The following is a 17,741-nucleotide window of genomic DNA, read 5'->3' on the forward strand; positions in this document are numbered from 1 at the left end:
TATAAGAACAAGAGTCCGGAGCCTTTATGCTCAAACCGTACAAATCCTTGGCAGCCGCCATCGCCCTAGCCAGCCTGCCGGTTACCAGCTCAGCAATGCCCTACTCCCAGTTCATCGTCTTTGGTGATTCGTTGAGTGATAGCGGGCAATTCCCCGATGCCGGCAGTCCCCTGCTCGTCGGCAACCCGACGGGAGGGACGCGCTTCACCAACCGTACGGGGCCCAACTACCTGAGCAACAATACTGAGTATTTTGATTTGGTGGGCACGCAGCGCCTGGCTGCCCAACTGGGATTGCAAGCGCTGGCTTCCACGCCCGTACTTCCTCAAGCGCTGACGGGAAATCCTGACGGTACTAACTATGCGGTAGGCGGGTATCGAACGGAGCAGGTGCTTGCGTCCATTACAACGACATCTCAGACGGTGATTCCTGTTGGTCAGCCAGGTGCCGGTACGGTATTGCGTTCCAGGCAGGGCTATCTCGCACAATTTAGTGCGGCTGATCCGAATGCCCTGTTTTACGTCAATGGTGGTGGTAACGATGTCTTGCAGTTTGTCGTCACTGATCAGGCCACGGCGGCTGCTGCCGCCGCCAACTTGGTTGCAGGGGTTGCGGCATTGCAGGCGGCCGGTGCGCGCACCATCATCGTCTCTGATCTGCCCGATGTAGGAATGACACCGGCTGGCTTTGCCAGTGGCTTCAGGGCCGCATGGTCCACGGCGTCCGGTTTGTTCAACGACGAACTGGGTCGTCAGTTGACGGCGCTGGGCGGCAATGTCATTCGCCTTAATTACCGTGGCCTGCTGTCCGAGGTGCAAGGTGATTTGGCTTTGTTTGGCTTCGACCCACTCGTTGCACAAACCAATGTTTGCTTTAGCGGATCGAGTTGCCTGGCTGATCCCACTTGGGGAATCGGTGGTACAACGCCCAACCCCAACCGCCTGATGTTTAATGATGGCGTGCATCCTACCGGCGCTGTGCAGCAAATCAGCGCGGACTATATCTACTCCCTTCTCTCCGCCCCTTGGGAAGTCGGCCTGTTGCCGGAGATGGCGCTGTCCAGCCTGATCGGTCATCAGCAACAATTGCAAAGTCAGGTGCAAGAGCAGTGGCAGGCCGGAGGGCAGTGGCGCAGTTTTGTGGTGGCCAACGGCATGCGTCGAGAGTTCGAGCAGAATACTGCTGTTGCCGAGGGGGACAGTGATGCGCTTGGGCTGACTTTGGGCGGCAGCTACCGCCTGAATGATCAATGGCGTGTAGGTCTGGCGCTGGGGCTGCAATCGCAGCAACTGGAGACGCAGACCGATTCCGAATACGACCTGAGCAGCTACCTGCTCAGTGGATTTGCTCAGTTCCAGCAGGATCGGCTATGGGCTAACGGCAGCGTTAGCGTGGGGCATTTGGATTATCAGAATCTCGAGCGTCAGTTCGCGCTGGGTATAACCGAGCGTACCGAGAAGGGTGACAGCGATGGTCAGCTTTACGCATTGTCGGCTCGTATTGGCTATGACCTGGCCAATGCAGGAACCGGCTGGCAGGTGAGTCCGTTTATCAGTGCCGACTTTGCGCGCATCGATGTGGATGGCTATCGCGAAAGTGGTAACCGTTCCACGGCGCTTAACTTTGCCGATCAACAGCGTGACAGTCAGCGCCTGGGTTTAGGTCTGCAACTCAGCCATCAACTGACATCCAGCAGTCAGCTGTTCGCTGAGATATCCCGTGAGCGTGAGTTCAAGGATGACCCGCAGCAATTGCGTATGGGCCTTAACAGTGTGGCCAACAACAGCTTCGAACTGCAGGGTTATACGCCTCAGGGTGGTCAGACCTTGGCGAGCTTTGGTGTGAGCCATCGCGTGGGTAGCGAGCTTGGTTTGTCTGCCAGCTACAACTTCCGCGGCACAGAGGACCGCCAGCATGGGCTCAATCTTTCTTTGAGCTGGGACTGGTAGCAGCGCCGCGATTAAAAACGGGGTAGGCTTGCAAAGCCCCCCGTTTCTTGGCCCGAGGTCTTGTCATGGTTCGTTCATTCACTGTCGCCCTCTTAATGCTCCTGCTGGCGGCCTGCAGCAAGGTCAATCAGGAAAACTACGCCAAGCTCAAGGCCGGTATGACCAAGGCCGAGGTCGAGGCGCTCATTGGTGAGCCGAAGGAGTGTGCCGGTGCCATTGGCCTGACCAGTTGTACCTGGGGCGATGAGAAGGCTTCGATCAGCGTGCAGTACGCTGGCGACAAGGTGATGATGTTTTCCGGTAACGGCCTGAAATGATGCGCCTGAGTGCTTGTCTGCTGGCCCTGCTGCTGACGGGCTGCGCGAGTCAGGTGGCGCCGCCGGCCACGGTCGGTTCGGTTGATCTGCAGCGCTATCAGGGCACCTGGTACGAGCAGGCGCGGCTGCCGATGTTCTTTCAGCGTAACTGCGCAGAGTCCGAGGCCCACTACCGTTTGCAGGACGACGGCAGCGTAGCGGTGCGCAACCGCTGCCTGACGTACGACGGCGAATGGCAGCAGGCTGAGGGCCGCGCAGAACCACAGCAGGCGGGGCAGACCGACAAGCTGTGGGTGCGCTTCGATAACTGGTTCGCCCAGCTGTTTCCCAATGTCGCCCGTGGCGACTACTGGGTGCTCTATCTGGATGAAGGCTACCAGCTGGCCCTGGTCGGCAACCCCAATCGCGAATATCTCTGGCTGTTGTCACGGGAACAGCAGATCAGTCCCGCGCAGCGTCAGCTGCTGTTGGACCAGGCCCATGCCCGTGGCTTCGTCACGGATGAGCTGATCTGGCGCGGCGACAAACCCTGATCACCGGGCGCGCCTACTTCCACTCCAGGCGCGCTAGTTGCCAATCGCCTTCGACCAGCCACCACTCCAGCTTCAGGTCATAGGGCCGGGCGCTGTCCGGCAGCAGGTTGTCGGCGCCTGTCAGCAGCACTTGTGCGGTGCTGTAGGCGCGGTCGCTGTAGCTGCTGTCCAGGTGGCTGTCCTGATTCAGGATGCTGACGCCGATTTTCTTGTGCCGTAAAAAATACAGGGCCATGCTGCGCTGCGCCCAGTCGCGGCGGTACTGGTTCTGGGCCAGGAAATCAGCATGCAGCAGATCCATCACCGCGCCGGCATCCTTATTCTGCAGGGCCTCCTGCAGAAGCGCGGCGTTCTGTTGAACCCGCTGCAGTGGGCCTTCCTGGCGGCAGCCACCGAGCACCAGCAGAAGGCTGAACAGCAGTAGCGTGCGGCGTGACATGCTCATTGGTGCAATCCTCGTTATGATGCGCGGATGGACTGGGGCGTGGTTGCGCGCCCCACGCAGTGACTGGAGTGTTCACCATGCTGACCGTGTTTCCGGAAATCAAACCCTACGCCCGTCATGAGCTGCCCGTCGAGGCTCCGCATGTGCTGTACGTGGATGAGAGTGGCTCGGCAGACGGACTGCCGGTGGTGTTCATTCACGGTGGTCCGGGTGCCGGCTGCGACGCCCTGAGCCGGCGCTTCTTCGACCCCAGCCTGTACCGCATTGTCACCTTCGATCAGCGTGGCTGCGGCCGTTCAACCCCGCACGCCAGTCTGGAAAACAATACCACCTGGGATCTGGTCGCCGATCTGGAACGCATCCGTGAGCACCTTGGCATCGAGAAATGGGTGCTGTTCGGTGGTTCCTGGGGCTCGACGCTCAGCCTCGCTTACGCGCAGACCCACCCCGAGCGGGTACATGCCCTGATTCTGCGCGGCATCTTTCTCTGCCGCCCGCAGGACTTCCACTGGTTCTATCAGGAAGGCGCCAGCCGCCTCTTTCCGGATTACTGGGAGGATTACCTGGCGCCGATCCCGGCAGAGGAGCATGGCGACCTCATGCAGGCCTTCTACAAGCGTCTGACCGGCGCCGACCAGATTGCCCAGATGCACGCGGCCAAGGCCTGGTCGACCTGGGAAGGCCGCACCGCCACCCTGCGTCCCAACCCGCAGGTGGTCGATCGCTTCAGCGAGGCGCACCGTGCCTTGTCGATTGCCCGCATCGAATGCCACTACTTCGTCAACAATGCCTTCCTCGAGAACGATCAGCTGCTGCGCGACATGCATAAGATCGCGCACCTGCCGGGTGTCATCGTGCATGGCCGCTATGACGCCATCTGCCCGCTGGACAATGCTTGGGCGCTGCACAAGGCCTGGCCGAACAGCGAGTTGCAGATCATCCGCGATGCCGGTCACTCGGCTGCCGAGGCCGGGATCACCGATGCGCTGGTACGGGCGACCAGCCAGATTGCCCGGCGCCTGCTCGATCTGCCGCCGGAAGAAGCATGAAGGCGCTGATTCAACGGGTGCGCAAGGCTCATGTCGAGGTAGCCGGCGAAGTCGTCGGTGCCATCGATCAGGGGCTGCTGGTGCTGGTCGGCGTCGAACCGCAGGACAGCGAAGCCAGTGCCGCCAAACTGCTGCACAAGCTGCTCAATTACCGGGTGTTCAGTGACAGCGACGGCAAGATGAACCTGTCGCTGACCGAGGTGTCTGGCGGTCTGCTGCTGGTCTCCCAGTTCACTCTGGCGGCCGATACGCGCAAGGGGCTGCGGCCAGGCTTCTCCACCGCAGCGCCGCCGGCGCTGGGTGAGGCATTGTTCGATCATCTGGTTGGTCTGGCGCGCCAGCAGCACGACCCGGTCGCCACCGGGCGCTTTGGCGCCGACATGCAGGTGCACCTGATCAATGACGGGCCGGTGACCTTTCTGCTGGAAAGCTGAGTTTCTTCCGAAACGAACTGGTCAGGCGCTGATGCTGTCTAGGGTGACGCCACAGATGCGGTTGCGCCCCTGCTGCTTGGCCAGGTACAGCTGCTGGTCGGCGGCTTCGATCAACTGCTCTGGCGTGATACTGCTCGGGCTGCCGGGCCAGCTTGCACAACCACCGCTCACGGTGATCGGCACGCGCTGACCGTCGACATAGAAATCGATGGCCGCGATCGCCTCGCGTAATTCTTCCAGAAGCTGCAGGGCGCCTTCGAATTGGGTGGCCGGCAGCAGCAGGACAAACTCCTCACCACCGTAGCGGGCCAACAGGTCGTCAGGCCGTTGCAGGTGCTCCTGCAGTGTCTGTGCGACCTGGCGCAGGCAGTCGTCGCCGACCAGATGGCCATAGCGGTCGTTGAACGACTTGAAGTGGTCGATATCGAACAGCGCCAGGCACAGGCTCGACTGTTCACGGCTGGCGCGGGCCAATGCCTTGGGCAGGACTTCGTCGAACTGGCGGCGGTTGGCAATGCCGGTCAGCGGATCGGTGAGGCTGCGGGTGGTCAGGCTGGCATTGGCCAGACGCAGCTCGGCCATAGCCAGATTGAGCGCACGGGTCTTCTCTTCCACCTCGCGCTGTAGGCGCTGGTTGGCTTCCTGCTTCATGGTCAGCAATTCGTTGGCCATCAGCGCGCGCTCACGCTGCAGGTCATTCATGCGCGCACCCAGAACAAAGGACAGCAGCAGTGCTTCTATCGACAGCCCAACCAATTGGCCGTAGGTGGAAATCCAGCTCATGCCGATAAGGCCGACCAGATTCAGGTTGAGCACCAGAGTACCGAGAATCAGCAGTCCCCAGGCCAGGCTGTAGAGCTTGAGGTAGCGCTGCGCACTGCGGGTATAGAGCACGGCCATGACAACCGGGACCAGAGCGCCAAAGGTGGCAATCGGCATGGCAATGCCAATCACCGGAGCAGACCAGGGAGTGGCTAGCAGCAGTACATACAGCCCCAGAACGGCCATCACCCAGCGGAAAGCTTGCCAGTGGCGTGGGGCGATCTGCTCGATCTCCAACAGCTTGATGGCAAACAGGTTGCCGCAAAGGAAAGCCAGGCCTGCGCTGAAAACAAAAGCACGGCCGTGACTGGCTTCACCCAGATAGGGCACGTAGATACCGAAGCGCACGGCTTCGAAGCTGTATACGGCAATCTGGAACAGCACATACCAGAAAAATGCCGGCGTACGAGTGCTAAGCCAGAGGAAGAAGTTGAACATGATCACCGCCATGCCCAGACCGAAGAACAGGCCGAGCCAGAGGTTGCTCTGTTCGCGCCAGTGCTGGAGCTCCTCATCGGTGAGTAGGCGCAGCGGTACCAGGGATATGTCGGAATAGGCCACCGCCACATACAGCGTGGCCGGTGCGTCGCTCCGAGTTGCGGGCAGCTCGAACGTCGGGTAGCGCTCGTGCGGCCGCTGCCGCAGGGCTTGCAGTTGGCTGTCCTGCTGGACAAACGCATGGATACGCCCCATCTGCGGCCACTCGCTCTGCAGCAGCCAGCGACGAGTGCTGGTATCGAGGGTCAGAGGAATGCGCAGCCAGAGCTGGCGTGACTCGCCGATCAGGTGCAGGGTTTTGCTTGGCCAGAGCTGCCACGGGGCGTCGTCAAGCTGGGCCGGGCTGTCGAGGTGCTGTTCGCTGAAACGGTACTCCAGCGCCGCCGGCAGTTGTACGCTGGCCGGGCTGTTACGCAGGTCGATAGGCGCCGCTGAGCAGACATTCAGGGTCGCCAAGGTCAGGATGGCCAGCCACAGCTGGCTGAGGACAAGGACGAGTCTGTGCATATTCTTGTAGTTATCAGCCGTGCCCGGAACAGCAGGGGCGGGGTTTCGCGCCAGCCGCAGCACAGTTTCAGCGTAGCAGCCGAAAGCCTGGCGTGCAGCAGGTTGCGGCCAACTGGTTGTGGTGAGCCCTGGCTTGAGTTCTGAAACGCAGTTGTGCGTTAGAACAGGCGGGCCAACAGGGCCGGCACGGCGGTTTCCACGCGCAGGATGCGCTCGCCGAGCTGCACCGGCTGCAGGCCGGCCAGGCGCAGCAGCTCCACCTCATAGGGGATCCAGCCGCCTTCCGGGCCGATGGCCAGGGTCACCGGGCCATCTACCGCGCGCGGGCAGGCCGGGTACTCGCCGGGGTGCCCGGTAAGGCCCAGGGTGCCTTCTGCGAGTGCCGGCAGACGGTCTTCGACGAAGGGCTTGAAGCGTTTCTCCAGCGTCACTTCCGGCAGCACCGTGTCGCGGGCCTGCTCCAGACCGAGAATCAGCTGCTCGCGGATGGAGGCCGGCTCAAGAAAAGGCGTCTGCCAGAAGCTTTTCTCCACCCGGTAGCTGTTGAGCAGCACCAGCCGTGCGACACCCATGGCGCTGACGGTCTGCAGCACGCGTTTGAGCATCTTCGGGCGAGGTACCGCAAGCACCAGGGTCAGCGGCAGCTTGGCCGGTGGCGGGGTGTCGAGGCTGATCTGCAGCTCGGCCTGCGCGGCGTCGAGGCTGAGCAGCTCGCCACGGCCCATCATGCCGCCCAGGCGACCGACCCGCAGGCTGTCGCCGCATTCGGCGCGGTGTACTTCGCGCAGGTGCTGCAGGCGCCGGCCCTGCAGGCGCACGCGGTCAGGCGCGACGAAGTCGCCGTCTTCCAGTAGCAGCAGGTTCACGGGCGGGGAGCGGGGGGCTGGTCGCCGCGGAAGTTGTCTTCGTCATCCGGGGCGGGGCGCCGAACCATGCCGCCGAACAGCAGGCCGACTTCGAACAGCAGCCACATCGGCACCGCCAGCATGGTCTGCGAGAACACATCCGGCGGGGTGAGGATCATGCCGACCACGAAGCAGCCAACGATGACGTAGGGGCGGCTGCGCTTGAGGGTTTCCACATCGACGATGCCGACCCAGAGCACGAGGAAGGTCGCCACCGGAATCTCGAAGGCCACACCGAAGGCAAAAAACAGGGTGAGAACGAAGTCCAGGTACTCGTTGATGTCGGTCATCATCGCCACGCCGTCCGGCGTCACGCTGGCGAAGAAGTGGAAGATCATCGGGAACACCAGGAAGTAGGCGAAGGCCATCCCGGCGTAGAACAGCAGAATGCTGGAGAGTAGCAGCGGCACGGCGATGCGCTTTTCGTGCTTGTACAGGCCGGGGGCAATGAAGCCCCAGACCTGGTGCAGCAGCACCGGAATGCTGAGGAACAGCGCGACCCAGGCGGTCAGCTTGAACGGCGTGAGGAAGGGTGAGGCCACGCCCGTGGCGATCATCGTCGCACCTTCCGGCAGGTAGGCGCGCAAGGGCGCCGAGACGAAGGTGTAGATGTCCTGGGCAAAGTAGAACAGCCCGGCAAACATCAGCAAAACCGCGATCACGCAGCGCAGCAGACGAGTACGCAGTTCGGTGAGGTGGGCGACCAGAGGCATTTCCTGGTCCTGGCTCGGCTCGCTGCTCATGGCTGCTCAGGTTTGGACGGGTTGACGGGCGTTGGGCTCTCGCTCACAACGGGGGTGTTTTCCAGTGGTTTGGGCGGCTGGATGCTCTGCTGCATCTCGCGCTCAAGCTGGAGAATCTGCTCGTTGTGCAGCTGGCGCCGAATCTCGTCGGCGCCAAGTTCGCGTTCGACTTCGGTCTTGATGGCATTGAAGCTGCGCTTCAGGCGGCCAACCCACAGGCCTGCCATGCGCGCGGCGCCTGGCAGGCGGTCAGGGCCGAACACCAGCAGGGCGACCAGGCCGACCAGCAACAGTTCGGAGAAGCCGATATCGAACATGGGTCAGGCTCAGTCCTTGCGCAGCGGGTCTTCGACCTTCTGCGCCTGGCCGTCGATGGTGTGCGGCTGCAGCGGTGCGGTGCTCTGGTTCGCTGGTTGTACGGTGGGCTGCACCTGGGGCTTGTTGCTTTCTTCCTCTTCGGTGTTCATCGCCTTGCGGAAACCCTTGATGGTTTCACCCAGGTCGGAGCCGAGATTTTTCAGACGCTTGGTGCCAAACACCAGGACCACCACGATGAGGATGACCAGCCAGTGTTTCCAATCAAAAATACCCATGAGCAAGGCTCCCTAGAGCTAATTATTGTTCGCTGCGCGCGGCTTTTTCCGCGTGTCCGGACAGCCCGAAGCGGCGGTCCAGTTCATTCATTACGGCCTGCGGATGCTGACCGAGGGCGGCGAGCATGACAAGGCTGTGGAACCACAGATCGGCGGTTTCGTAGATCAGGTCACTGCAGTCGCCGCTGACGGCGGCATCCTTGGCGGCGAGAATGGTTTCCACCGACTCCTCACCGACCTTTTCGAGAATCTTGTTCAGGCCCTTGTGGTACAGGCTGGCCACGTAGGAGCTGTCCGGCGCTGCGCCCTTGCGCGCCTCGAGAACTTCGGCCAGGCGGCTCAGGGTGTCGGTCATGGCGGCGTCACTCATGGGCATGTCCTGTGTGATAGATGGCGTCGGGGTCCTTGAGTACCGGGTCGACCGTCTTCCACGCGCCGTTCTCGTAGACGCGGTAGAAGCAGCTCTCACGGCCGGTATGGCAGGCGATGCCGCCCAGCTGTTCGACGATCAGGATCAGTACGTCGGCATCGCAGTCCAGACGCAGCTCGTGCAGCTTCTGTACATGGCCGGACTCTTCGCCCTTGCGCCACAGCTTGCCGCGCGAACGTGACCAGTAGATGGCACGTTGCTCGTCCACGGTCAGTTGCAGGGATTCGCGGTTCATCCAGGCCATCATCAGCACGCGGCCGGTCTTATGGTCCTGGGCGATGGCCGGGATCAGGCCGTCTTCGTCCCACTTGAGTTGTTCCAGCCAGTTGCTCATTGCACTTCCACATCAGGCAGCCTGGGCTGCCGCAATCAAGGTAGATGACTAGTCTGCCAGTCCGCTTGCGGGCTGGCTATCGACGCACGATCAGGTACAGGCCGCCGCCAAGCATCAGCCAGGCCGGCCAAGCCAGCAAGCTGAGGGTTATGCCCTGTGAGACGCCGCCCGCGATCAGTGCGGCACCTAACAGGCGCAGCGACCTATGGCCGTTGGCCGTTGTCGGTGCGGCTGGCGCACTGACCGGCAGGCTGAGGCGCTCCAGCGTGTCGCGCGCCATCTGCGACAGGTGCGGTACCTGCTCGGCCTGGCTCTGCAGGTTGCGCAGCAGCTGCAGCGGGCTGATGCGCTCGCGCATCCAGCGTTCGAGGAAGGGTTGGGCCGTGCTCCACAGATCGAGGTCCGGGTACAGCTGGCGGCCAAGGCCTTCGATGTTGAGCAGGGTCTTCTGCAGCAGCACCAGTTGCGGCTGGATTTCCATGTTGAAGCGGCGCGCGGTCTGGAACAGGCGCAGCAGCAGCTGGCCGAAGGAGATGTCCTTCAGCGGCTTCTCGAAGATCGGTTCGCACACGGTGCGAATCGCGGCTTCGAAGTCGTTGACCTTGGTGTCGGCCGGTACCCAGCCAGAATCGATGTGTAGCTGGGCAACTTTGCGGTAGTCGCGCTTGAAGAAGGCGATCAGGTTGCGCGCCAGGTAGTCCTGATCTTCCGGCGTCAGGCTGCCGATGATGCCGCAGTCGATGGCAATGTACTGCGGGTTCCACGGTGTGCGGGTGCTGACGAAGATGTTGCCGGGGTGCATGTCGGCGTGGAAGAAGCTGTCGCGGAACACCTGGGTGAAGAAGATTTCCACGCCGCGTTCGGCCAGCAGTTTCATGTCGGTGCGCTGGTCGGCCAGGGTCGCCAGGTCGGTGACCTGAATGCCGTAGATGCGCTCCATCACCAGCACCTTGGGGCGGCACAGGTCCCAGTGCACCTGCGGCACGTAGAGCAGCGGCGAGCCGTCGAAGTTGCGTCGCAGCTGACTGGCATTGGCGGCTTCGCGCAGCAGATCGAGCTCGTCGAAGATGGTCTTCTCGTAGTCGCTGACCACCTCCACCGGGCGCAGGCGGCGGGCCTCGGCGGAGGCTTTCTCGGCCAGTCGGGCGAGCATAAACAGCCAGGCGAGATCCTGGCGGATGGTCGGGCGCAGGTTCGGGCGGATCACCTTGACCACCACTTCCTCGCCGCTTTTGAGCGTGGCGGCGTGCACCTGGGCGATCGAGGCCGAGGCCATGGGCTCGGTTTCGAAGCGGGCGAAGAGGTCACCAACCTTGGCGCCCAGTTGCTGCTCGATGCGCGCCACCGACTCGGCTGCAGGGAAGGGCGGCACCTGATCCTGCAGTCTGGCCAGTTCGTCGGCGATATCCGGTGGCAGCAGGTCGCGGCGGGTGGAGAGCAGTTGGCCGAACTTGATGAAGATCGGGCCCAGATCCTCCAGCGCCAGACGAAGGCGTTCGCCGCGGCTCAGGGTCAGGGCCTTGCGTGGCAGCCAGCGCCACGGCAACAGGGCGCCGAGCACGCGCATCCACAGGGGCAGGTGCAGGGCGAACAGCAGCTCATCGAGCTGATAACGGATGACCACGCGCTGGATGCGCAGCAGGCGGCGGGCGGCGAGCAGCTTCATGCTTTCGGTGTGCTTCTGTGAACGAGGCGCTCAATGCGCGCGTCGAGACGGTCGAGGGCCAGCTTGAGCTGGTCGAGTTCGGCAAAGCGGGCTTCGGCTTCACGCTGGCCGACCAGGCTGCGGGCTTCTTCACTGAGGTAGTCGGCCAGGTTCTGGCGCAGGCTGCCGGCGCTCTGGCTGGCCCAGTTGAGACGGCTGCGCACATGGCTGCCGACCAGCTGACTGGCCACCGGGCCGAGCCAGCGGCTCAGCTCGTACTCCCAGTCCAGCTCCAGATCCTGAAGAATGCCGGCCAGGGCCATCAGGGCGGCGCTGTCGCCGCTCAGTTCGACGTCCGGCTGGTGCAGGATGGCGGTCTTGTTCTGACTCAGGGCCAGGCGCACCAGACTGCTGGCCGGTGCCTGCAGGCTGCAGCTGATTTCGCCGTGCCACTGGCTGGCCAGGTGCAGTCCGTCAACATCCGGCAGCAGGTAGAGGCTGATGGCCGGGCTGCTGCAGTGTACCGCCAGCACCTTGCCGCTCAGCGGTGCCAGACGCGGCAGCGCTGTGGCATCCAGTGCCAGCACGCGGTTGATGCCGCTTTCCACTCCCGCCAGCAGAGCCTGGGTCAGCATGGGCGTGGCCTCAGGGCTTGATGCCGCGGTGCAGGGCGACGATTCCGCCAGTCATGTTGTGGTAGGTCACACGCTCGAAGCCGGCCTCGCTCATCATGCCCTTGAGGGTTTCCTGATCCGGGTGCATGCGGATCGATTCGGCCAGGTAGCGGTAGCTGTCGGCGTCGTTGGTGATCAGTTTGCCGGCCAGCGGCATGAAGGAGAACGAGTAGGTGTCGTAGGCCTTGGCCAGCAGCTTGTTACCCGGTTTGGAGAACTCCAGCACCAGCAGGCGGCCGCCCGGTTTGAGCACGCGCAGCATGGAGCGAATGGCGTCTTCCTTGTGGGTAACGTTGCGCAGGCCGAAGGCGATGGTGACCACGTCGAAGTGGTTGTCGGGGAACGGCAGTTTCTCGGCATCGGCCTGAACGAACTGCACATTGCCGGCCACGCCCTTGTCGAGCAGGCGGTCACGGCCGACCTTGAGCATCGACTCGTTGATGTCCGCCAGCACCACCTCGCCGGTCGGGCCGACCAGGCGGGCGAACTGGCGGGCCAGGTCGCCGGTACCGCCGGCGATATCCAGCACGCGGTTGCCTGGACGCACGCCGGACAGCTCGATGGTGAAACGCTTCCACAGACGGTGCATGCCGCCGGACAGCACGTCATTCATCAGGTCGTACTTGGCGGCGACGGAATGGAACACCTCGGCCACTTTCTGTGCCTTCTGGCTTTCCGGGACGTTCTGGAAACCGAAGTGGGTAGTGGGTTCCTGCTCTGGGGCCTTGCGCGGGTCGCTCATGTCGCTCTCACCGGATAAAGATCGCGCGCCATTCTAAACCTGCGCCGTGGCTTTGTCTTGGCGGGTGCTGCTCGGGGTGCCCGCCTGGCGCCGGGCTGGTAGAGTGGGGCGACTCAATGCCGCAGTTGGAGCAGACATGGCACGCATCACCGTTGAACGCCCGCACAACCTGGGACTGGAGGCCGCACGGGCCAAGGCCGAACAGCTCGCCGAGCGCCTGGCCAGCGAGTACGACGTGCGTTATCGCTGGGCCGGCAACACGCTGGAGTTCAAGCGCAGCGGTGCCGATGGCAGTATCGAAGTGGCGGCCGATCAGGTGCGGGTGCGCCTCAATCTGGGGCTGCTCCTCTCCGCGCTGGGTGGATCGATCAAGGCGGAAATCGAGCGCACGCTGGATCAGTCGCTCAAGGGTTGAGCGGCATTTGCGCATCCTAGTATGCGGTTTCTAATTTTCCTCGCTAACTTGCCTACAACTCCCCACTCCGGGGGCGTTTATCCCGCCACTTAGAACGTGAGGTGAATCATGGCTAAAGTTGCAGCGAAGAAAGTTGAAGAGAAAGCCACCCTGCTGACCGACGTGAAGCATGCTGCACGTCAAATCTGGCTCGCGGGTCTGGGCGCATACTCCAAAGCAGGTCAGGAAGGTGCTGATTACCTGAAAGACCTGATCAAGTCCGGCGAAAGCGTCGAGAAGCAAGGCAAGAAACTGGTGACCGAGCAGGTCGAAGCGGCCAACGATACCGTCAAGACCAGCGTTTCCAGCGTGAAGGAAAAGGTTGAAGTACAACTCGACAAGGTCGAGAAAGCCTTCGACGCACGTGTGGCCAGCGCCCTCAATCGTCTGGGCATTCCGTCCAAAAAGGACGTTGCCGCACTGTCTGCTAAGCTCGATGAGTTGAGCGCATTGCTCGAGCACGCCTCGCGTAACAAATAAGGAGAGCAGGATGGCTGGCAAGAAGAAAGTCGAGAAAGAAAACACTTCCTGGGTCGGCGAGATCGAGAAGTACTCGCGCCAGATCTGGTTGGCAGGTCTGGGTGCCTACTCCAAGGTCAGCAAGGACGGCACCAAGCTGTTCGATGGTCTGGTCAAGGACGGCGAAAAGGCCGAGAAGCAGGCCAAGAGCGAAGTTGGCAAGCAGGTAGAAGTGGTCAAGTCTTCCGTAGACAGCGCCAAGTCCAAGGTCGAAGAGGTCAAGGACAAGGCTCTGGGCAAGTGGAGCGAGCTGGAAGAGGCTTTTGACAAGCGTCTGAACAGTGCCATTTCCCGCCTCGGTGTACCGAGCCGCAATGAAGTGAAATCGCTGCAGGCCAAGGTGGATAGCCTGACCAAGCAGATCGAGAAGCTGACGGGCGTATCGGCCAAGGACGTCAAGCCTGCGCCGAAGAAAGTCGCTGCCAAGCCTGCTGCTAAGGCTCCTGCCAAAGCACCGGTAAAAGCTGCAGCCAAACCGGCTGCCAAGGCTCCGGTCAAGGCAGCTGCCAAGCCGGCCGCCAAGCCTGCTGCTGCCAAGCCCGCTGCCAAACCGGCAGTGAAAAAGGCTGCTCCGGCTGCCGCTGCCAAGCCTGCTGTGGCTCCGGCTGCTGCCCCGGCCGCAGCTGCTCCGGCTGCCCCGGCCACGCCGAGCAGCGCTTCCTAAGCGCTCGCGGTAGCCAAGAAAAAGCCCGGCTTCGGCCGGGCTTTTTTGTGTCTGCCATTCAGGCTTCCAGATAACGCTGGGCCAGGCTTTCTGCCGCCGCTCTTGGCTCAGGTTTGAGGTGCGGTGCGACCAGCATCATCACCTGATAAACCACCAGCTGGCTCTCGCCGGGCGCGCCGATGATGCGTTGGTAATCCAGTGAGAACAGCAGGGTCAGGGTGATCTGTTCGACCAGTTGGCCGAGGGCCTGTGTGTTGCTGTTGAGCTGGTTGTCGGCCTGCAGGCGGGCGAGCAGTGAGGCAAGAGTACGCTTGAGTACGTTTAGCCACAGGCGGATGCCGTGCGCCAGCTTGGGCAGTCGCCGGCCAGGTTGGACAGGTCCTGAAAGAGGAAACGGTACTGAGCCAGGCGCTCGACGATCAGGTGCAGAAACAGCCAGTAGTCCTCGACATCCAGGCGGGCCTCGGCGGGTGGATTGAGCAGCGGCGCCAGCTCGTTGTGAAAGCGCTCGAACAGGGCAAGGATCAGCGGTTCCTTGCCGTGGAAGTGGTAGTAGAGATTGCCGGGGCTGATGCCCATCTCGGTGGCAATCTCCAGCGTGGTGACGTTGGGTTCGCCCTGCTCGTTGAACAGCTGCAGGGCGCATTCGAGGATGCGGTCGCGTGTCTTCATTGCTTGTTCTTATGGTGCCGCAGGAGGCCTGCACGATAACCTGTGTGGCCTCGCTGCGGAATACGGCGCAGGGATTAGCGTACGTGCACGTAAGTGCCGGGCGCTTGCTCCATCGGTGGGTACTGGGCGTTGCCGAGCTGGGTATTTGTAGGTCTGGCTTCGCCGGAACGCTGCTGGATCCAGGCCAGCCATTGCGGCCACCAGCTGCCCGCGTGGCGATTGGCCTGGGACTGCCAGTCCTGCGGCTCGGTGCCCCGTGGGCCGCCTTCGAAATAGGTGGCCTTGGGATTGCCCGGTGGATTGAGGATGCTCTGGATATGCCCGCTGTTGGACAACACGAACTGCGCCTCGCCGCCCAGTAGCTGCATGGAGCGGTAGACCGCCGGCCAGGGCGTGATGTGGTCATTGATGCCGGCCACCGTGAAGCTGTCGACATTGACCTTGCGCAGATCGACAGGGGTGCCGCAAACCTCCAGGCCGCCGGCATGGTTGAGCGGGTTGTACTTGAAGATATCCAGCAGGTCGCCATGCAGGGCCGCCGGCAGGCGGGTGTTGTCGTTGTTCCAGTAGAGAATGTCGAAGGCCGGTGGCTGCTTGCCCAGCAGGTAGTTGTTGATCCAGTAGTTCCACACCAGATCGTTGGGGCGCATCCAGGCAAACACCCGGCTCATGTCGCGTCCATCCAGCACGCCGCGCTGATAGGAGCGGCGCTTGGCCGATTCCAGGGTCTGCTCATCCACCAGCAGGCTGGCCGGGGAGTCCATCTGTGCATCCAGCAGGCTGACCAGGTAGGTGCAGCTGGCAATCTTGCGCAGCTGACGCTTGGCCTGCAGGTGGCCCTGCAGTGCTGCCACGGTGAGGCCGCCGGCGCAGGCACCGACCAGGTTGACCTCCTTGCTGCCGGTGATGGCGCGGCAGGCATCGCTGGCTTCTTCGATCGCCTGTACGTAGGTTGAAAGCCCCCACTCGCGGTGCCGGGCATCCGGATTACGCCAGGAAATGGCAAAGACCTGCAGGCCGTTTTTCAGGGCGTACTGAATGAAGCTCTTTTCCGGGCTGAGGTCGAAGATATAGAACTTGTTGATCTGCGGCGGCACGATCAGTAGGGGGCGTGGGTACTGCTTTTCGCTCATCGGCTTGTACTGGATCAGCTCCAGCAGCTCGTTGCGAAACACCACATTGCCTGGTGTGCAGGCCAGATTGCGGCCGACCTCGAAGGCATGCTTGCTGACCTGGCTGGGCATGCCGTCGTTGTTCAGCCAGTCGTCGTACAGGTGCTGCAGGCCATTGAGCAGGTTCATGCCGCCGGTATTGAAGACTTCCTTGACCACCAGCGGGTTGAGCAGGGTATTGCTCGGCGCCAGGGCATCAGTCAGTACGGAGAGGATGAAGCGCGCACGGCTGCGGTCGTCGCTATCGAGATTGCTGCCATCCACCCAGGCGGCCAGCTCGTTCTGCCAGGCCAGATAGGCCTGCAGCGAACGGCGGTAAAAGGGGTTCAGGCGCCAGGAAGGGTCCTGAAAGCGCGTATCGTGCGGGTCGACGGCAAACGGGGTATCGCCCAGCAGCACTTTGCCCAGTTGTCGACCCAGGCGAAGACTGTGACGGGCGCTGTGCAGTGGCTGGCGAACGCCCTGCAGGGCCAGCAGCTTGAGGGTCGACAGTAGGTCGCGGCGATGCAGGCCGGCCACGGCGTCGTGGGTCGTCAGGTAACTTTGCGTAGCAGCAGCTCGGGGCTCTGCTGATATGTCGTGCATGGGGGCAACACTCCGTTGTCAAACCGGGCAGACAGGTCGTTACAGCAAGGTTCATACCCGTCGCGCTGGAAGTGCATTCCAGACAACCGCGCGCGGGTGGCAAGGCAGGCTTAGTGTGCCGAAGCGGAGCCAGCCGGAACAGCCTGCCCAAGGATAGGGCAGGCAGGTTGGCTAGCGTAGATCAATTGACGATCAGTGGTTGGGCAGGCTGTGCGGCTGAGGGTGCATTACTGCACGTTTTCGCTCTTCAGCGAGGAATTTCATGATGATCGGCGCCACGATCTCGGCGCGAGTGACCAGGAACAAGTGGCCGTCATCGATGATATGCAGTTCCGAGTTGGGAATGCGCCAGGCCAGCATGCGCATGTTGATCAGCGGAATGATCGGATCGTCATCGCCCGCCAGCACCAGGGTCGGCTGCTTGATCCGGTGCAGCCAGTGGAAGCTGGTCCAGCCGAGGCCGGCGAACAGCTGCCAGTAGTAGCCCAGCTTGCCCGAGGAGCGCACCTTGCTGGCGTGTGCCAGAGCCAGGCCTGGGTCACGGCGGAAGGCGCCGCCGTAGATATCGCCGGCAATGTGCACACCGTAGGACGGCTGGATGTAGCGTCGCGGGCTGGCCATGCGCAGCAGCACCTTGGGTTTACCCGGCACCATCACGGCACCGGCGGCTGTGGCGGCGAGAATCAGCTTCTTGCAACGCTCCGGGTAGTCGTAGGCAAACTGCTGGGCCAGGGCCCCGCCCCAGGACACGCCGATGGCGTTGACCTGACCGTAGTCCAGGTAATCGAGCATGCGCGCGGCCAGTTTGGCCAGGCCGGGAAAGCGGAATGGCGTGGCCGGTGTCGAGGAGCCGCCGACGCCGGGAACGTCAAAGGCAATCACCTCGAGGTCCGGGTCGAGTGCCTTGACGAACGGCATGACCAGCTCCAGGTTGGCGCCGATGCCGTTGAAAATCAGCAGTGGCGTCATGCTGCCATTGCCCGGTCGAACGGCGGTGCGGATGGTCTGATCGCCCAGTTCGATGGTGCGGAAAACAAATGGTTGCGGCATACGCT

20 protein-coding genes and 2 pseudogenes are annotated in these 17,741 nt (G+C 62.4%); 8 read left to right on the forward strand and 14 right to left on the reverse strand.

Features of this window, described 5'->3' with window-relative positions; translation table 11 throughout:
* Window positions 1–26: 26 nt before the first annotated feature.
* The 3 genes from CK486_RS14730 (at window position 27) to CK486_RS14740 (ending at window position 2,799) form a co-directional block, all read left to right on the forward strand.
* On the forward strand, window positions 27–1,949 hold the full coding sequence (locus CK486_RS14730; RefSeq protein ID WP_095941068.1) for an autotransporter domain-containing protein: 1,923 nt from the start codon (window positions 27–29) through the stop codon (window positions 1,947–1,949).
* A gap of 65 nt (window positions 1,950–2,014) precedes the next feature.
* Window positions 2,015–2,266 (forward strand): outer membrane protein assembly factor BamE, encoded by a 252-nt coding sequence (bamE, locus tag CK486_RS14735; protein ID WP_095941069.1) that lies wholly within the window; start codon window positions 2,015–2,017, stop codon window positions 2,264–2,266.
* Window positions 2,266–2,799 carry a lipocalin family protein gene (locus CK486_RS14740; RefSeq protein ID WP_095941129.1) on the forward strand — a complete coding sequence of 178 codons (534 nt, stop codon included), beginning with the start codon at window positions 2,266–2,268 and terminating at the stop codon, window positions 2,797–2,799. The genes bamE and CK486_RS14740 overlap by 1 nt, the downstream gene beginning before the upstream one ends.
* A gap of 13 nt (window positions 2,800–2,812) precedes the next feature.
* Here the strand turns inward: CK486_RS14740 and CK486_RS14745 are convergent, their stop codons facing one another.
* Complete coding sequence (locus tag CK486_RS14745) at window positions 2,813–3,244, reverse strand: hypothetical protein (RefSeq protein WP_256574433.1); 432 nt, start codon at window positions 3,242–3,244, stop codon at window positions 2,813–2,815.
* Window positions 3,245–3,321: 77 nt separating this feature from the next.
* Between CK486_RS14745 and pip the strand changes: the two genes are divergently transcribed.
* Both pip and dtd read left to right on the forward strand, forming a co-directional pair.
* Entirely contained in the window at window positions 3,322–4,293 is a 972-nt protein-coding gene (gene pip, locus CK486_RS14750; RefSeq protein WP_095941070.1) for a prolyl aminopeptidase, read from the forward strand.
* A complete protein-coding gene (dtd, locus tag CK486_RS14755) occupies window positions 4,290–4,727 on the forward strand; it encodes a D-aminoacyl-tRNA deacylase (protein WP_095941071.1) in 438 nt (145 codons plus the stop codon). Before pip ends, dtd begins: the two co-directional genes overlap by 4 nt.
* A gap of 21 nt (window positions 4,728–4,748) precedes the next feature.
* On the opposite strand, the gene CK486_RS14760 is transcribed toward dtd, so the two are convergent.
* From CK486_RS14760 to ubiE, 10 genes are all read right to left on the reverse strand, one after another.
* Window positions 4,749–6,554 (reverse strand): diguanylate cyclase, encoded by a 1,806-nt coding sequence (locus CK486_RS14760; protein ID WP_095941072.1) that lies wholly within the window; start codon window positions 6,552–6,554, stop codon window positions 4,749–4,751.
* 158 nt (window positions 6,555–6,712) lie between these two features.
* A complete protein-coding gene (locus tag CK486_RS14765; RefSeq protein ID WP_095941073.1) occupies window positions 6,713–7,420 on the reverse strand; it encodes a 16S rRNA (uracil(1498)-N(3))-methyltransferase in 708 nt (235 codons plus the stop codon).
* Window positions 7,417–8,202 (reverse strand): twin-arginine translocase subunit TatC, encoded by a 786-nt coding sequence (gene tatC / locus CK486_RS14770; RefSeq protein WP_095941074.1) that lies wholly within the window; start codon window positions 8,200–8,202, stop codon window positions 7,417–7,419. The genes CK486_RS14765 and tatC overlap by 4 nt, the downstream gene beginning before the upstream one ends.
* Window positions 8,199–8,519: a Sec-independent protein translocase protein TatB gene (tatB, locus tag CK486_RS14775; protein ID WP_095941075.1), complete on the reverse strand. Its 321-nt coding sequence runs from the start codon at window positions 8,517–8,519 to the stop codon at window positions 8,199–8,201. Before tatB ends, tatC begins: the two co-directional genes overlap by 4 nt.
* Window positions 8,520–8,528: 9 nt before the next feature.
* Window positions 8,529–8,795, reverse strand: coding sequence for a twin-arginine translocase TatA/TatE family subunit (locus CK486_RS14780; RefSeq protein ID WP_095941076.1), 267 nt, complete (start codon window positions 8,793–8,795; stop codon window positions 8,529–8,531).
* Window positions 8,796–8,817: 22 nt separating this feature from the next.
* The gene (locus tag CK486_RS14785) at window positions 8,818–9,150 is read right to left on the reverse strand and encodes a phosphoribosyl-ATP diphosphatase (RefSeq protein ID WP_095941131.1); all 333 of its coding nucleotides are present in this window, start codon (window positions 9,148–9,150) and stop codon (window positions 8,818–8,820) included.
* Between the two features lie 7 nt (window positions 9,151–9,157).
* On the reverse strand, window positions 9,158–9,559 hold the full coding sequence (gene hisI, locus CK486_RS14790; protein WP_095941077.1) for a phosphoribosyl-AMP cyclohydrolase: 402 nt from the start codon (window positions 9,557–9,559) through the stop codon (window positions 9,158–9,160).
* Between the two features lie 76 nt (window positions 9,560–9,635).
* Complete coding sequence (gene ubiB, locus CK486_RS14795) at window positions 9,636–11,225, reverse strand: ubiquinone biosynthesis regulatory protein kinase UbiB (RefSeq protein ID WP_095941078.1); 1,590 nt, start codon at window positions 11,223–11,225, stop codon at window positions 9,636–9,638.
* Window positions 11,222–11,839, reverse strand: a complete 618-nt coding sequence (locus CK486_RS14800; RefSeq protein ID WP_095941079.1) for an SCP2 domain-containing protein — start codon at window positions 11,837–11,839, stop codon at window positions 11,222–11,224. The genes ubiB and CK486_RS14800 overlap by 4 nt, the downstream gene beginning before the upstream one ends.
* 10 nt (window positions 11,840–11,849) lie before the next feature.
* Window positions 11,850–12,620 carry a bifunctional demethylmenaquinone methyltransferase/2-methoxy-6-polyprenyl-1,4-benzoquinol methylase UbiE gene (ubiE, locus tag CK486_RS14805; RefSeq protein WP_095941080.1) on the reverse strand — a complete coding sequence of 257 codons (771 nt, stop codon included), beginning with the start codon at window positions 12,618–12,620 and terminating at the stop codon, window positions 11,850–11,852.
* 136 nt (window positions 12,621–12,756) lie between these two features.
* Between ubiE and CK486_RS14810 the strand changes: the two genes are divergently transcribed.
* The 3 genes and pseudogenes from CK486_RS14810 to CK486_RS14820 all read left to right on the forward strand — a co-directional run.
* Window positions 12,757–13,035 (forward strand): polyhydroxyalkanoic acid system family protein, encoded by a 279-nt coding sequence (locus CK486_RS14810; RefSeq protein ID WP_073624939.1) that lies wholly within the window; start codon window positions 12,757–12,759, stop codon window positions 13,033–13,035.
* 108 nt (window positions 13,036–13,143) lie between these two features.
* On the forward strand, window positions 13,144–13,554 hold the full coding sequence (locus CK486_RS14815; protein WP_095941081.1) for a phasin family protein: 411 nt from the start codon (window positions 13,144–13,146) through the stop codon (window positions 13,552–13,554).
* Between the two features lie 10 nt (window positions 13,555–13,564).
* Window positions 13,565–14,251, forward strand: a pseudogene (locus CK486_RS14820) (phasin family protein); the annotation flags it as partial.
* 64 nt (window positions 14,252–14,315) lie between these two features.
* Here the strand turns inward: CK486_RS14820 and CK486_RS14825 are convergent.
* From CK486_RS14825 to phaZ, 3 genes and pseudogenes are all read right to left on the reverse strand, one after another.
* Window positions 14,316–14,929, reverse strand: a pseudogene (locus CK486_RS14825) (TetR/AcrR family transcriptional regulator).
* A gap of 74 nt (window positions 14,930–15,003) precedes the next feature.
* On the reverse strand, window positions 15,004–16,686 hold the full coding sequence (gene phaC, locus CK486_RS14830; protein WP_095941083.1) for a class II poly(R)-hydroxyalkanoic acid synthase: 1,683 nt from the start codon (window positions 16,684–16,686) through the stop codon (window positions 15,004–15,006).
* Window positions 16,687–16,878: 192 nt separating this feature from the next.
* Window positions 16,879–17,736: a poly(3-hydroxyalkanoate) depolymerase gene (gene phaZ, locus CK486_RS14835; protein WP_095941084.1), complete on the reverse strand. Its 858-nt coding sequence runs from the start codon at window positions 17,734–17,736 to the stop codon at window positions 16,879–16,881.
* Window positions 17,737–17,741 lie beyond the last annotated feature (5 nt).

The organism is Pseudomonas sp. HAR-UPW-AIA-41, assembly GCF_002304225.1.
GTDB lineage: Bacteria > Pseudomonadota > Gammaproteobacteria > Pseudomonadales > Pseudomonadaceae > Aquipseudomonas.

Excerpts from the sequence above, each read along its gene's own strand:
- CK486_RS14730 (WP_095941068.1), top strand. The coding sequence starts at position 27 with ATGCTCAAACCGTACAAATCCTTGGCAGCCGCCATCGCCCTAGCCAGC.
- bamE (WP_095941069.1), top strand. The coding sequence starts at position 2,015 with ATGGTTCGTTCATTCACTGTCGCCCTCTTAATGCTCCTGCTGGCGGCC.
- CK486_RS14740 (WP_095941129.1), top strand. The coding sequence starts at position 2,266 with ATGCGCCTGAGTGCTTGTCTGCTGGCCCTGCTGCTGACGGGCTGCGCG.
- CK486_RS14745 (WP_256574433.1), bottom strand. The coding sequence starts at position 3,244 with ATGAGCATGTCACGCCGCACGCTACTGCTGTTCAGCCTTCTGCTGGTG.
- pip (WP_095941070.1), top strand. The coding sequence starts at position 3,322 with ATGCTGACCGTGTTTCCGGAAATCAAACCCTACGCCCGTCATGAGCTG.
- dtd (WP_095941071.1), top strand. The coding sequence starts at position 4,290 with ATGAAGGCGCTGATTCAACGGGTGCGCAAGGCTCATGTCGAGGTAGCC.
- CK486_RS14760 (WP_095941072.1), bottom strand. The coding sequence starts at position 6,554 with ATGCACAGACTCGTCCTTGTCCTCAGCCAGCTGTGGCTGGCCATCCTG.
- tatC (WP_095941074.1), bottom strand. The coding sequence starts at position 8,202 with ATGAGCAGCGAGCCGAGCCAGGACCAGGAAATGCCTCTGGTCGCCCAC.
- tatB (WP_095941075.1), bottom strand. The coding sequence starts at position 8,519 with ATGTTCGATATCGGCTTCTCCGAACTGTTGCTGGTCGGCCTGGTCGCC.
- CK486_RS14780 (WP_095941076.1), bottom strand. The coding sequence starts at position 8,795 with ATGGGTATTTTTGATTGGAAACACTGGCTGGTCATCCTCATCGTGGTG.
- CK486_RS14785 (WP_095941131.1), bottom strand. The coding sequence starts at position 9,150 with ATGACCGACACCCTGAGCCGCCTGGCCGAAGTTCTCGAGGCGCGCAAG.
- hisI (WP_095941077.1), bottom strand. The coding sequence starts at position 9,559 with ATGAGCAACTGGCTGGAACAACTCAAGTGGGACGAAGACGGCCTGATC.
- ubiB (WP_095941078.1), bottom strand. The coding sequence starts at position 11,225 with ATGAAGCTGCTCGCCGCCCGCCGCCTGCTGCGCATCCAGCGCGTGGTC.
- CK486_RS14800 (WP_095941079.1), bottom strand. The coding sequence starts at position 11,839 with ATGCTGACCCAGGCTCTGCTGGCGGGAGTGGAAAGCGGCATCAACCGC.
- ubiE (WP_095941080.1), bottom strand. The coding sequence starts at position 12,620 with ATGAGCGACCCGCGCAAGGCCCCAGAGCAGGAACCCACTACCCACTTC.
- CK486_RS14810 (WP_073624939.1), top strand. The coding sequence starts at position 12,757 with ATGGCACGCATCACCGTTGAACGCCCGCACAACCTGGGACTGGAGGCC.
- CK486_RS14815 (WP_095941081.1), top strand. The coding sequence starts at position 13,144 with ATGGCTAAAGTTGCAGCGAAGAAAGTTGAAGAGAAAGCCACCCTGCTG.
- phaC (WP_095941083.1), bottom strand. The coding sequence starts at position 16,686 with ATGCACGACATATCAGCAGAGCCCCGAGCTGCTGCTACGCAAAGTTAC.
- phaZ (WP_095941084.1), bottom strand. The coding sequence starts at position 17,736 with ATGCCGCAACCATTTGTTTTCCGCACCATCGAACTGGGCGATCAGACC.